Genomic DNA, 13,742 nt, shown 5'->3' with positions numbered 1-13,742 from the left:
GCGGCTAATGGCAACGCCGAAAAACAGGTGGTTATTACGCCTCGCGCCCTGGTTTTTACCGGTAGGTTTGGTGGCGCTCTGGCAGCTCGCATCTTCAATGGGCTGGCTGTCCACTCGCATTCTGCCCTCTCCGGAAGGTGTTATCGAAGCTTTCTGGACGCTTTCCGCCAGCGGCGAGCTTTGGCAGCATCTGGCCATCAGTTCCTGGCGCGCACTGATCGGATTCTCCATCGGTGGATCGATTGGCCTGACACTGGGACTTATCAGCGGTCTTTCGCGTTGGGGAGAACGCCTGCTGGATACCTCGGTGCAGATGCTGCGTAACGTACCGCATCTGGCGCTGATCCCGCTGGTGATTTTGTGGTTCGGCATTGATGAATCCGCCAAGATCTTTCTCGTGGCGTTGGGCACACTGTTCCCAATTTACATCAACACCTGGCATGGGATCCGTAATATCGATCGTGGGCTGGTAGAAATGGCGCGCAGCTATGGATTATCCGGCTTTTCACTGTTTGTTCATGTGATCCTCCCCGGCGCCCTGCCCTCGATTATGGTCGGCGTGCGTTTTGCTCTCGGGCTGATGTGGCTGACGCTGATTGTGGCGGAAACCATTTCTGCCAATGCCGGTATTGGTTACCTGGCGATGAACGCCCGCGAATTTCTGCAAACCGATGTGGTCGTGGTGGCCATTATTCTCTACGCCCTGCTCGGCAAACTTGCCGACGTCAGCGCCCAACTGCTGGAGCGAGTCTGGCTACGCTGGCACCCGGCTTATCATGTAAAGGAGGCTACCATATGAATACCGCTCGCCTGAATCAGGGTACACCGCTGTTGCTGAGCGCCGTGACAAAACAATACGCCGCCAATACAGTGCTCAATCAATTAGATTTGCATATTCCGGCCGGACAGTTTGTTGCCGTGGTTGGCCGCAGCGGCGGTGGTAAAAGTACATTGCTGCGTCTGCTGGCAGGGCTGGAATCGCCCACCTCAGGCGCATTACTTGCCGGAACCACCCCACTGGCGGAAATTCAGGATGATACACGTATGATGTTCCAGGATGCGCGTCTGCTGCCATGGAAGACGGTTATCGATAATGTGGGCCTGAGTCTGAAAGGTCAGTGGCGCGATGCGGCCCGAGATGCGCTGGCCGCAGTTGGGCTGGAGAGTCGTGCTCACGAATGGCCGGCTGCGCTGTCCGGTGGACAAAAACAGCGTGTAGCCCTGGCACGGGCATTAATTCATCGCCCTGGTTTGCTGCTGCTGGATGAACCCCTCGGCGCTCTGGATGCCCTAACCCGCCTTGAAATGCAGGATCTGATCGTCTCTTTATGGCAAGAGCACGGCTTTACCGTACTGCTGGTCACTCATGACGTCAGTGAAGCGGTGGCTATGGCCGATCGCGTGTTGCTGATTGAGGACGGAAAAATCGGACTGGATCTTACGGTGGATATTCAGCGCCCCCGCCGTTTGGGATCGGTACGGTTAGCCGATCTGGAAGCGGAAGTGTTGAACCGGGTTATGAAACGCGGCGAGACGGAACAACCGATCCTTCGACATGGATAACCGCTCAGAAAACCAGGCCCGGTAGCGCGTACCGGGCCTTTTGCCGGATGGCGGCGTTACCGCCTTATCCGGCCTACTAAACTACAGGTCAACGTTTCAGGCTAACGCTTTGTCAATCTTCTCGAACAGATCGCCTGAGAGATTCTCCAGACCTTTCAGCTGTTCCAGCGCCGCACGCATTTTCGCCTGACGTTTTGCATCATAACGTTTTAAGCGAATTAGCGGCTCAATCAGACGTGACGCCACCTGCGGGTTACGACTATTAAGCTCAGTCAACATGTCGACCAGGAACTGATATCCACTACCATCTTCCGCATGGAATGCCGCCGGGTTGCTACCTGCAAAAGCACCGATCAGCGAACGGATTCGGTTCGGGTTACTCATACTGAAAGAGCGATGCTTCAATAGGCCGCGTACCATTTCCAGCACGTTTTTCGCTGGGCTGGTGGATTGCAGGATAAACCATTTGTCCATCACCAGACCGTCATGGTGCCACTTATCGTCATACTCCTGCATTAGCGCGTCGCGACAAGGCAGCTGCGCCGCCACTGCCGCGGATAGCGCCGCCAGCGCATCGGTCATATTGTTCGATTCACGATACTGCTTGCTTACCAACGTGTCAGCCAGATGGGTTTCGCCAAAGGCCAGGAAACGCAGGCAGGCGTTACGCAGCGTACGCTTGCCAATATCGGCATGCTCAACGCGGTACTCATCAAGATGATTAGCGTTATAGATGGCGAGGAATTCATCTGCAAGCTCGGCCGCCAGCGTGCGGGTTAACGCTTCGCGTACTTCGGTTATCGCCACCGGATCGATGATATCGAACAGTTCAGCTATTTCATTTACTGAAGGCAGCGTCAGGATCTCTGCCGCCAGCGCCGGATCGATTTTCTCATCCAGTAAAATTGCGCGGAATGCATCAGCCACGTGTACCGGCAGCGACAGCGGTTGTCCCTGCTGATGACGGGCAACGTTAAGCTTAATATAGGTCGCCAGCAGGCTTTGCGCCGCGTCCCAACGAGAGAAATCGTTACGCGCATGACGCATCAGGAAGGTCAGCTGCTGATCGCTCCATTTGTATTCCAGTTTTACCGGCGCGGAGAATTCGCACAGCAGCGCCGGAACCGGCTGGAAGTAGACGTTATCAAAGACAAACGTCTGCTCTGCCTGGGTGACGTTGAGTACAGAATTCACCGGGTGCCCGCCTTTTTGTAGCGGCATCACTTTCCCTTCGTTGTCATACAACTCGAGGGCGAAAGGAATATGCAGCGGCTGTTTTTCGGCCTGATCCGGCGTGGCCGGCGTGCGCTGGCTGATCGTCAGCGTGTACTGCTCAGTTGACGGATTGTAGTCATCACGCACGGTCAGAATCGGCGTACCGGACTGACTGTACCAGCGGCGGAAATGGGAGAGATCAACGTTAGAAGCATCTTCCATCGCCTGCACGAAATCATCACAAGTTGCAGCACTTCCGTCATGACGCTCAAAGTACAGTTGCATCCCTTTCTGGAAGTTAGCCTCACCGAGCAGGGTGTGGATCATACGAATGACTTCAGCGCCCTTTTCGTACACAGTCAGGGTATAGAAGTTGTTCATTTCAATGACCATATCCGGACGGATAGGATGCGCCATCGGGCTGGCATCTTCAGCAAACTGCAGACCACGCATGGTGCGCACATTGCTGATGCGGTTTACCGCGCGTGAGCCGAGATCGGAACTGAACTCTTGATCGCGGAACACAGTTAAGCCTTCTTTCAGGCTCAACTGGAACCAGTCACGGCAGGTCACACGGTTGCCGGTCCAGTTGTGAAAATACTCATGACCGATAACGCGCTCAATATCGAGGTAGTCTTTGTCGGTGGCGGTATCGGTACGTGCCAGCACATATTTGGAGTTAAAGACGTTCAGACCTTTATTCTCCATCGCGCCCATGTTGAAGAAATCCACGGCGACAATCATATAGATGTCGAGGTCATACTCGAGGCCAAAGCGCTCTTCATCCCATTTCATGGAGTTTTTCAGCGAGGTCATCGCCCACGGCGCGCGGTCAAGGTTGCCGCGATCGACGTACAGTTCCAGCGCCACCTCACGCCCGGAACGGGTGGTAAAGGTATCGCGCAGAACGTCGAAATCACCGGCTACCAACGCAAACAGATAGCACGGTTTCGGGAACGGGTCCTGCCACTGTACCCAGTGACGACCATTTTCCAGTTCGCCCTGCGCCACACGGTTACCGTTGGAGAGCAGGAACGGATATTGGGTTTTATCGGCGATAATTTTGGTGGTAAAACGCGCCAGAACATCGGGTCTGTCGAGATACCAGGTAATATGGCGGAACCCTTCTGCTTCACACTGGGTGCACAGCGCTTCGCCAGACTGGTACAGCCCTTCCAGCGCAGTATTGGCCGCTGGGCTAATTTCATTCACGATACGCAGCGTAAAACGCTCCGGCAACTGACTAATGACCAGAGTGCCCTCTTCTTCTTTATACTCTGTCCACGGCTCGTCGTTCACGTGGATCGACACCAGGGTCAGATCTTCGCCATTCAGGCGCAGGGGCACATCAGACGCGCCATGACGGACAGCCTGGCTCACTGCGGTGACCACGGTTTTTTCAGCATCCAGGTCAAAGGTCAAGTCAATATCAGTAATCTGGTAATCCGGCGCACGATAGTCGTGACGGTATTTGGCTTGTGGCTGTTGTGTCATAAAAAACCTTTAGCATCTTTAATAGAGTCTCGGCTTCAGTCTATTCCTGTTGCGTAAATCGCGCTACGCAGAATGTTCATCTTTTCAGGCACAAACACCCTTTTTGCTACATTTTCATAACACGTGGCACGAATTGCCCTCGACCAGAAAGAGAGCTTATGGTGTGATCGGGGTTCAATAAATCGCTAAACAGGGTATACTCCAGCGGTTTTCTTAGTTGTTTATTGTACTAAACGCTCCCGTGAGAGGATGCTACTGCGCACCTATGACACAATTCGCTTCTCCTGTTCTGCACTCGCTGCTGGATACAGACGCTTATAAGTTGCATATGCAGCAAGCCGTTTTTCACCACTACTATGATGTACAAGTAGCGGCTGAATTTCGTTGCCGTGGCGATGACCTGCTCGGTATTTATGCCGATTCTATTCGTGAGCAGGTGAATGCTATGCAGCACCTGCGACTGCAAGAGGATGAGTACCAGTGGCTCTCCGGCCTGCCATTCTTTAAAGCTGATTACCTCACCTGGCTACGTGATTTCCGCTATAACCCGGAACAGGTTCACGTCACTAATGATAACGGTAAGCTGAACATCCGCTTAACCGGGCCATGGCGTGAAGTGATCATGTGGGAAGTTCCGCTGTTGGCGGTTATCAGTGAACTGGTGCACCGTTACCGTTCGCCCGAATCAGGCGTCCCGCAGGCACTCGATGAGCTGGAAAGCAAACTAGTCGAATTCTCTGCTTTAACGAAAGATGTCGATATGTCCCGCTTCCATCTGATGGATTTCGGTACGCGCCGTCGTTTTTCACGCGAAGTACAGCAGGCCATTGTTAAACGCTTGCAGCAAGAATCCTGGTTTGTCGGCACCAGCAACTACGATCTCGCCCGCCGTCTGTCATTAACCCCGATGGGTACACAGGCGCATGAGTGGTTCCAGGCTCATCAGCAAATCAGCCCAGAGCTTGCCACCAGCCAGCGTGTTGCGCTGGCCGCATGGTTAAATGAATATCCTGACCAACTCGGGATTGCACTGACCGACTGCATCACCATGGACGCGTTTTTACGCGACTTTGGCGTCGAGTTTGCGACCCGTTACCAGGGCTTACGCCATGACTCAGGCGATCCGGTGGAATGGGGTGAAAAAGCTATCGCTCATTATGAAAAACTGGGTATTGATCCGCTGAGCAAAACGCTGGTCTTCTCAGATAATCTCGATCTGAAAAAAGCGATTGAACTCTACCGCCACTTCTCTTCCCGCGTACAGTTGAGTTTTGGTATTGGGACACGGCTAACATGCGACATTCCGCAGGTTAAGCCACTCAATATTGTGATCAAGCTGGTGGAATGTAACGGCAAACCGGTGGCGAAGTTATCTGACAGCCCGGGTAAAACTATCTGCCACGATAAAGCATTTGTTCGTGCACTGCGCAAAGCCTTCGATCTCCCGCATATCAAAAAAGCCAGTTAAGCCTTCCAGGGAGCCATTTTGGCTCCCTTTTTCGCGTTTATTTCCGAAATCTTTCACTCCAGCTACGAATTCTGCTTGTCTGATTGCAGATGCCAGGTAACATAGGTATCCCCCCATTACGGGTGGACATGTGTTTATATATCCGACTATTAACAGAGAGAATATTATGAGCGTTGTGCCTGTAGCCGACGTACTCCAGGGCCGCGTAGCCGTTGACAGCGAAGTCACCGTGCGCGGATGGGTGCGTACCCGCCGAGATTCAAAAGCTGGCATCTCCTTCCTCGCCGTTTATGACGGTTCCTGCTTTGATCCTGTACAGGCCGTCATCAATAATTCTCTGCCCAATTACAATCAGGACGTACTGCGCCTGACGACGGGTTGTTCAGTTATCGTAACGGGTAAAGTCGTTGCATCTCCTGGACAAGGACAGAGCTTTGAAATTCAGGCCACTGAGGTTGAAGTAACCGGCTGGGTTGAAGATCCTGACACTTACCCAATGGCAGCCAAGCGTCACAGCATTGAGTATCTGCGTGAAGTGGCGCACATGCGTCCTCGTACCAACATGATTGGTGCGGTAGCGCGTGTACGTCATACGCTGGCGCAAGCTCTGCATCGTTTCTTCCACGAGCAGGGTTTCTTTTGGGTATCGACTCCGTTGATCACCGCTTCCGATACGGAAGGTGCCGGTGAAATGTTCCGTGTTTCTACGCTGGATCTGGAAAACCTGCCGCGTAACGATCAAGGCAAAGTCGATTTCGATAAAGACTTCTTTGGTAAAGAAGCCTTCCTGACCGTTTCCGGTCAGCTGAACGGTGAAACCTACGCCTGCGCCCTGTCCAAAATTTATACTTTTGGCCCGACGTTCCGTGCAGAAAACTCTAACACCAGTCGTCACCTGGCAGAGTTCTGGATGCTGGAACCAGAAGTGGCTTTTGCTGACCTGAATGATGTTGCAGGCCTGGCTGAAGCGATGCTGAAGTACGCGTTTAAAGCCGTACTGGCAGAGCGTGCGGATGATATGAAATTCTTCGCTGAACGTGTCGACAAAGATGCGATTTCACGCCTGGAACGTTTCATTGACGCCGACTTCGCGCAGGTGGACTACACCGACGCGGTAAGCATTCTCGAAAAATGCGGCAAGCAGTTTGAAAACCCGGTTTACTGGGGAGTGGATCTCTCTTCCGAGCACGAACGTTATCTTGCTGAAGAGCACTTTAAAGCGCCGGTGGTGGTGAAAAACTACCCGAAAGATATCAAAGCGTTTTATATGCGCCTTAACGAAGACGGTAAAACCGTTGCTGCAATGGACGTACTGGCCCCGGGAATCGGTGAAATCATCGGTGGTTCTCAGCGTGAAGAGCGCCTGGACGTGCTGGATGCCCGTATGCTGGAAATGGGTCTGAACAAAGAGGATTACTGGTGGTATCGCGACCTGCGTCGCTACGGTACCGTTCCGCATTCCGGCTTCGGATTGGGCTTCGAGCGTCTGATCGCTTACGTCACCGGCGTACAGAACGTCCGTGACGTTATTCCGTTCCCGCGTACTCCACGTAACGCCACCTTCTAAACATGCGTTATTGTTTCAAAGGCCAGCATTGCTGGCCTTTTTTATACCCTTTTCGTGTTATCTGGATACCCATCTCACGTTAAACACAACCTTTCACCCCCCTCCACCTGTTACGTAATATTTCATCGCAATACATTTGCACAAAAAATAATCAGCAATTTTATTGTGGGTTAGCATTTTCTGATTAAATAGTACATTTTTTAGCCTCGCGCACGGCACTCCAGACGTCCAAAAATCGTTACCTGTAAAATCCGAACTTTCCGGCATAACGGATAAAAAATGACCTTAGCAAAATTAAACATAAGAAAATCATATAAATAGAAATAAAAACGAGAATTTTAAGCGCAGGGGCATCCGAAGTTTGACGCTGTTCACAAAGTTGCACAAAAATAACATTTTGTTACACATTTTTTCTTTTTGAAACCAAATCTTTATATTTGTAGCACTTTGACGGTAGCGAAACGGTAGTTTGAATGGAAAGATGCCTGTCAGACACATAAAGACACCAAACTCTCATCAATAGTTCCGTAAATTTTGATTGACGGAATTTATTGGCGGCAGTGGCAGGTGTCATATAAAAACCGATGAGGGTAATAAATAATGATGAAGCGCAATATTCTGGCAGTGGTTATCCCTGCTCTGCTGGTAGCCGGGGCAGCTAACGCTGCAGAAGTTTATAACAAAGATGGCAACAAACTGGATATCTACGGTAAAACCGTTGGTCTGCACTATTTCTCTGACAGCGCTGATAACGATGGCGATCAGACTTATGCTCGTCTTGGTTTCAAAGGGGAAACTCAGATTAATTCCGATCTGTCCGGCTACGGTCAGTGGGAATACAACTTTGCCGGTAACAATTCTGAAGGCGGCAGCGACGCTCAGAACGGTAACAAAACCCGTCTGGCATTTGCTGGTCTGAAATATGCCGATCTGGGCTCTTTCGACTACGGTCGTAACTACGGTATCGTTTACGATGCGCTGGGTTACACCGATATGCTGCCAGAGTTTGGTGGTGATACCGCGTACAGCGACAACTTCTTCGTTGGTCGTGTTGGTGGTGTTGCAACCTACCGTAACTCTAACTTCTTCGGTCTGGTTGACGGCCTGAACTTCGGTATCCAGTATCTGGGTAAAAACGAGCGTGATGGCAATACCGGTCGTTCTAACGGCGACGGCGTTGGCGGATCTGTAAGCTACGAAATGGATGGCTTCGGTATCGTCGGTGCATACGGCGCTGCTGACCGCACCAACGCGCAGGAAAACTCTTTCTACGGCAACGGCGGTAAAAAAGCTGAGCAGTGGGCTACCGGGGTGAAATACGATGCTAACAACATCTACCTGGCGGCAAACTACGGTGAAACCCGTAACGCAACCCGCATCTCAGGTGCTGGTAACAGCGGCTTCGCAAACAAAACTGAAGACGTGTTCGTCGTTGCTCAGTACCAGTTCGATTTCGGTCTGCGTCCGTCCATCTCCTACAACAAATCTAAAGCGAAAGACGTAGAAGGTATCGGTGACGTAGATCTGGTTGATTACTTCGAAGTTGGTGCGACCTACTACTTCAACAAAAACATGTCCACCTATGTTGACTACCAGATCAACCAGATTGACTCTGACAACAAACTGGGCGTGAACTCTGACGACATCGTTGCAGTCGGTATCGTTTACCAGTTCTAATAGCAGACCTCTTTGTTAAATGCCTAAAAAACAGGACTTCGGTCCTGTTTTTTTATCTCTGCTAGCGGATTCTTGCGTCTTAAAAAAACACCTCAGCTTTTCGTCAGTAACGGTTGGCATTTTGTAAATCTACCGTTAACCTGATAGCGGACTTCCCTTCTGTAATCACTATGGAACCTCGTCATGTTTGAGAACATTACCGCCGCTCCTGCCGACCCCATTTTGGGTCTGGCTGATTTGTTTCGTACCGATGACCGCCCTGGAAAAATAAACCTCGGGATCGGTGTATATAAAGATGAGACAGGCAAAACGCCGGTACTGACCAGCGTTAAAAAAGCCGAGCAATATATACTGGAAAATGAAACCACCAAAAATTACCTTGGCATTGACGGTATTCCAGAGTTTGGTCGTTGCACTCAGGAATTACTGTTTGGTAAAGAGAGTTCGCTTATCAACGACAAACGCGCACGTACAGCACAGACCCCTGGCGGTACTGGCGCACTGCGTGTGGCAGCTGATTTCCTGGCGAAAAACACGTCGGCTAAACGCGTATGGGTGAGCAATCCAAGCTGGCCTAACCATAAGAGCGTGTTTAACTCCGCCGGTCTGGAAGTTCGTGAATACAACTATTACGATGCGGCGAACCATTCTTTAGACTTTGATGCGCTGCTGGCAAGCCTCAGCGAAGCGCAGGCTGGCGACGTGGTGTTATTTCACGGCTGCTGCCATAACCCAACCGGTATCGACCCTACTCTGGAGCAGTGGCAAACGCTGGCCCAGCTTTCTGTCGAAAAAGGTTGGTTGCCGCTGTTTGACTTCGCATACCAGGGCTTTGCCCGTGGCCTGGAAGAAGATGCAGAAGGTCTGCGCGCATTCGCAGCGCTGCACAAAGAGCTGATCGTCGCTAGCTCCTACTCCAAGAACTTTGGTCTGTACAATGAGCGCGTAGGCGCCTGTACGCTGGTTGCAGCCGATGCTGAAACCGTTGACCGTGCGTTTAGCCAGATGAAATCCGCCATTCGCGCTAACTACTCCAACCCGCCAGCACACGGCGCTTCCGTCGTCGCCACTATTCTGAGCAACGACGCGCTGCGTGCTATCTGGGAACAGGAACTGACTGATATGCGCCAACGCATTCAGCGCATGCGTCTACTGTTCGTGAATACGCTGCAGGAGAAAGGTGCAAACCGCGACTTCAGCTTTATCATCAAACAGAACGGCATGTTCTCATTCAGCGGCCTGACCAAAGAACAGGTTCTGCGTCTGCGTGAAGAATTTGGCGTCTATGCCGTCGCTTCCGGACGCGTAAACGTGGCAGGAATGACGCCAGATAATATGGCGCCGCTGTGCGAAGCGATTGTCGCAGTACTGTAATCTATCGCACACAAAAAAGGCCGCAAACGCGGCCTTTTTATTTATTAAACGAATTACCAGACAGGCATTTCATCCTGCAGGAACGGGTTATGTAGCCGTTCATTACCCAGCGTAGAGAGTGGGCCGTGACCCGGAATAAACGTCACGTCATCGCCTAACGGCAATAGTTTACGTTTAATCGAATCGATCAGTTGGCTGTGATCACCGCGCGGGAAATCGCTGCGCCCTACGCCACCTTTGAAAATCACATCACCAGAAATCAGTAATTTTGATTGCTCATCAAAGAAGACCACATGTCCCGGTGTATGACCCGGACAATGCAGAACCTGTAACGTCACGTTGCCAACGCTTATCCGGTCACCTTCATTCAACCAGCGATCGGGCGTCAGCGGCTCACAATCTCCCAGGCCAAACATGCGGCTCTGAGCAGGGAGTCCCTGTAACCAGAACTCATCTTCTTTTTCCGGGCCAATAACCGGTACACCATAATGCTGTGCCAGTTCAGCCGCCGCTCCAACATGGTCAAGATGACCGTGAGTAAGCAGGATCTGCATTAGCGTCAGACCGCTGGCATCCACTTCCTGTTTGATTTTCTCGGCATCGCCGCCGGGATCGACCAGCGCGGCCAGACGAGTTTGCTCACACCAGATTAGCGAGCAGTTCTGGGCGAAGGCAGTGACCGGAATAATACGATAGTTCATACAGCTCCTGTTTCATTAAGCTTATGGATCACCAGTGCCGTGCAGGGCCGGTGTCAATATGCACAAAGTTACTGCTGGGGTAGTATCCTACACCACCTGCGCGCATAGATAACGCAGCTTTGCGAATATTACTTAATGCAATGCCTTCAATATGAAAATCCATGGCCTGACCTTTAGTGTGGTAGCTTTTCTTGGCCACACCACGGCTACGTGCACGGAGTTCATTATTGGTATCGATAGAGCGATAGCCTGAGATCAGCTGTACGGGTTTACGCGTGCCAAGCAGGCCCTGCAGACGGAAGAGTTGATCAAACAATCCCGGGTCAATGGATTTCACTTTATTGGCCCGAAAGTCACGGAAAAAGTGGTTAAGTTTTGCTAATTCGTCCTGAATATAGCCCCTGCCATCAAAAAACTCTGCTTTTATTGACTCACCGGTATGCAGGTTATTCAGAGTCAATATACGCGGACGTGGGGTAGAGAGTGTTGCAAACGCAGGCGTAGGCAAGATGGCAGCGCCGAGGGCAATACCACCAAGCGCCAGCAGTTTGCGGCGATTAGCGTCAAATTTGTCCATGGTATTAAGGTCTACAAGGTCAATGTTATCGTATGTATGCTCTAGCGCACGCGGGAAACCTTATCTGGCTAAGTAGTCCACGTCAAGGCTCCCAACCCCAGGAAATACGGGGCTCACAGCCATTTTGCCCCGTTTCCAGCATAACTTACGACAATCATTTTCCTCGAACTGCTTCATTTATCTGATTAATTGCTCGGCTTTTGACACAATTTGTGCGCTGGATCGCGCTGTCAGATCGTAATTGTAAATATCTGTACGATACTGCGTGCGCCCATCAGGGCCGACAAATGCGGTCAGATAGTAGAGGTTGACCGGAATATTCTGGCGAATATTCACATACCGCGTATCCCCTTGCTTCAGGGCATCCGAGATGCGTGAATCATTCCAACCCGCGTCCTGTAGCAGCATATTCGCCAGCTCAGATGCCTTGTTCACACGCACGCATCCGGAGCTTAACGCCCGCGTATCTTTCTGGAACAGATTGTGGTTCGGCGTATCGTGCAGATAAATAGCGTCCGAACTCGGCATATTGAATTTATAGCGTCCGAGCGAGTTACGTGCACCCGGAGCCTGCTGAAAGCGGAACGGCAGATTGGACGCAGTGATGGTCGCCCAATCAACCTGCCACGGATCTATCGTCTCTTTACTGTTCCAGCCGCGCATTACGGTATAGCCATGACGTTCAAGATATCCCGGATCATTCCATAACTTAGGCAGAATATCTTTACGTGCCAGCGTCGGCGGAACGTTCCACGGTGGGTTAACGACCACGTTATTTAGCGCACTGCTCATCATCGGCGTTTTACGATCGGGACGCCCGACAATAACGCGCGAGGCCAGCACCTGATTGCCATTCTGATAATAAACCAGCGAATAGGCAGGAATGTTCACCATGATACCGGTAGACAGCTCACTCGGCAGCAGGCGTAAGCGCTGAATATTTAACGCCAGCACGCCCGCACGCTGAGCAGGCGTCACGTTCAGCCAGTCACGTGTGGCTGGACCAATCGCGCCATCTGCGCCAAGTCCCTGCCACGTCTGAAAACGCTTTACCGCATCAACCAATTCACGATCGTAGGTGCCACGCCCTTCTTTGCCAGACGTACTGACGGCAGGCTCCAGCATCCCGGTTCGGCGCAAAATTTCACGCAGCGCGGGAATGTCATTACTCCAATCCCCCGGACGCAGCGTTACTGTACTGGTGAGCTGCGGCCAGGGACGTGTATCGCCCACCAGCTTGAGCAGTGATTCATGCATGGCTGCATACTGCGGATGTTGAGGCGCAAGGCTGGCCACAAATGAAGTCAGTTGACCGTTATCCAGTGCGACCTGCCACTGATTGATGACGGAAATCGGCGGCGTCGTTAGCGCATAGGGCTTATCGCTGTAAAGCCAGCGATTACCTTTGACAGGGATGTTAGCGATAAAGTGCAGATACCCCATCATCGCATCAGAGAGCACAATGTCTCTCGCCTGACCGGTTACTGCCGGGTCAGTCAGAAGTGCAACCCAGGTAGTGAACTGCGGCTGAAAGCCGGCAATTGCGACCTCGGCTAACTGTTGCTGAAATGCCTTTACCGCATCACGATTTTCCCACATCGGCTTCATTTCGCGTGCGGCATACAGCAGTTCCAGCTGGCTCATGTAAACCGGCGTATAACCTGCTGGCAGTTGAGAGTGTATTTCAGCGCGGGCTTTATCGACAGACACGCCTTCTGGCAGCGGTTGAATACCCGCCATGATAGCCGTCGCAGAAGATTGAACCTGCGGCTGCGATAACGCTGTTGGCTGTTCACTGACGGTCGCAGAGCTATCGCCAGGGATCATTTCAGGCTCATCGGCCTGAGCATTGAACAGTGGAGCGAATGTTACGGCCAGGCACAAACTGATTGCCGACAGCCGACGACCACACATTTTATTAAGCAACATCCCTTGCCCCCTGTTTTCTTTATCATACTCTGAATAGCCAGGCCGTCTGTATTCCCCTTTATTCTGACGAGGGTCGGACCTGTAAAACGCCAATACAAACTGAAGTATGACGAGCAAGCCTGTGACGCGTTAGGCTCACCTTTAGTATATAAACATCAAAAACTTTTTGCCTAACCT

The 13,742-nt window shown here is 51.6% G+C and carries 10 protein-coding genes; 6 read left to right on the top strand and 4 right to left on the bottom strand.

Translation table 11 applies throughout. The features are described 5' to 3' along the window. Positions 1-7 precede the first annotated feature (7 nt). Together ssuC and ssuB are read left to right on the top strand one after the other, a co-directional pair. Positions 8-799 (top strand): aliphatic sulfonate ABC transporter permease SsuC, encoded by a 792-nt coding sequence (ssuC, locus tag OGX86_RS18350; protein ID WP_286640355.1) that lies wholly within the window; start codon positions 8-10, stop codon positions 797-799. Then, positions 796-1,563 (top strand): aliphatic sulfonates ABC transporter ATP-binding protein, encoded by a 768-nt coding sequence (ssuB, locus tag OGX86_RS18345; protein ID WP_286640354.1) that lies wholly within the window; start codon positions 796-798, stop codon positions 1,561-1,563. The genes ssuC and ssuB overlap by 4 nt, the downstream gene beginning before the upstream one ends. 96 nt (positions 1,564-1,659) lie before the next feature. On the opposite strand, the gene pepN is transcribed toward ssuB, so the two are convergent. Next, positions 1,660-4,272: an aminopeptidase N gene (pepN, locus tag OGX86_RS18340; protein ID WP_286640353.1), complete on the bottom strand. Its 2,613-nt coding sequence runs from the start codon at positions 4,270-4,272 to the stop codon at positions 1,660-1,662. Positions 4,273-4,537: 265 nt separating this feature from the next. Here pepN and pncB point away from each other — a divergent pair, with 265 nt between their 5' ends. From pncB to aspC, 4 genes are all read left to right on the top strand, one after another. Next, positions 4,538-5,740: a nicotinate phosphoribosyltransferase gene (gene pncB, locus OGX86_RS18335; protein WP_103768957.1), complete on the top strand. Its 1,203-nt coding sequence runs from the start codon at positions 4,538-4,540 to the stop codon at positions 5,738-5,740. Positions 5,741-5,906: 166 nt separating this feature from the next. Continuing rightward, positions 5,907-7,307 carry an asparagine--tRNA ligase gene (asnS, locus tag OGX86_RS18330; protein WP_020996514.1) on the top strand — a complete coding sequence of 467 codons (1,401 nt, stop codon included), beginning with the start codon at positions 5,907-5,909 and terminating at the stop codon, positions 7,305-7,307. 600 nt (positions 7,308-7,907) lie between these two features. After that, positions 7,908-8,984, top strand: a complete 1,077-nt coding sequence (gene ompF, locus OGX86_RS18325; protein ID WP_048225870.1) for a porin OmpF — start codon at positions 7,908-7,910, stop codon at positions 8,982-8,984. Positions 8,985-9,167: 183 nt separating this feature from the next. After that, a complete protein-coding gene (gene aspC, locus OGX86_RS18320) occupies positions 9,168-10,358 on the top strand; it encodes an aspartate transaminase (protein ID WP_048225872.1) in 1,191 nt (396 codons plus the stop codon). Positions 10,359-10,411: 53 nt separating this feature from the next. On the opposite strand, the gene OGX86_RS18315 is transcribed toward aspC, so the two are convergent. The 3 genes from OGX86_RS18315 to ldtD form a co-directional block, all read right to left on the bottom strand. Further along, on the bottom strand, positions 10,412-11,059 hold the full coding sequence (locus tag OGX86_RS18315) for an MBL fold metallo-hydrolase (protein WP_003831949.1): 648 nt from the start codon (positions 11,057-11,059) through the stop codon (positions 10,412-10,414). A gap of 28 nt (positions 11,060-11,087) precedes the next feature. Further along, the gene (mepK, locus tag OGX86_RS18310) at positions 11,088-11,636 is read right to left on the bottom strand and encodes a peptidoglycan L,D-endopeptidase MepK (protein WP_003831948.1); all 549 of its coding nucleotides are present in this window, start codon (positions 11,634-11,636) and stop codon (positions 11,088-11,090) included. 177 nt (positions 11,637-11,813) lie between these two features. Continuing rightward, positions 11,814-13,565 carry a L,D-transpeptidase gene (gene ldtD / locus OGX86_RS18305; protein WP_103015109.1) on the bottom strand — a complete coding sequence of 584 codons (1,752 nt, stop codon included), beginning with the start codon at positions 13,563-13,565 and terminating at the stop codon, positions 11,814-11,816. Between the last annotated feature and the right edge of the window lie 177 nt (positions 13,566-13,742).

Source organism: Citrobacter sp. Cpo040 (genome assembly GCF_030332915.1).
GTDB classification, from domain to species: Bacteria; Pseudomonadota; Gammaproteobacteria; order Enterobacterales; family Enterobacteriaceae; genus Citrobacter; species Citrobacter portucalensis.
Note: the sequence above shows the minus strand (reverse complement) of the source record. Positions and strands in the feature narration are given on the sequence as shown.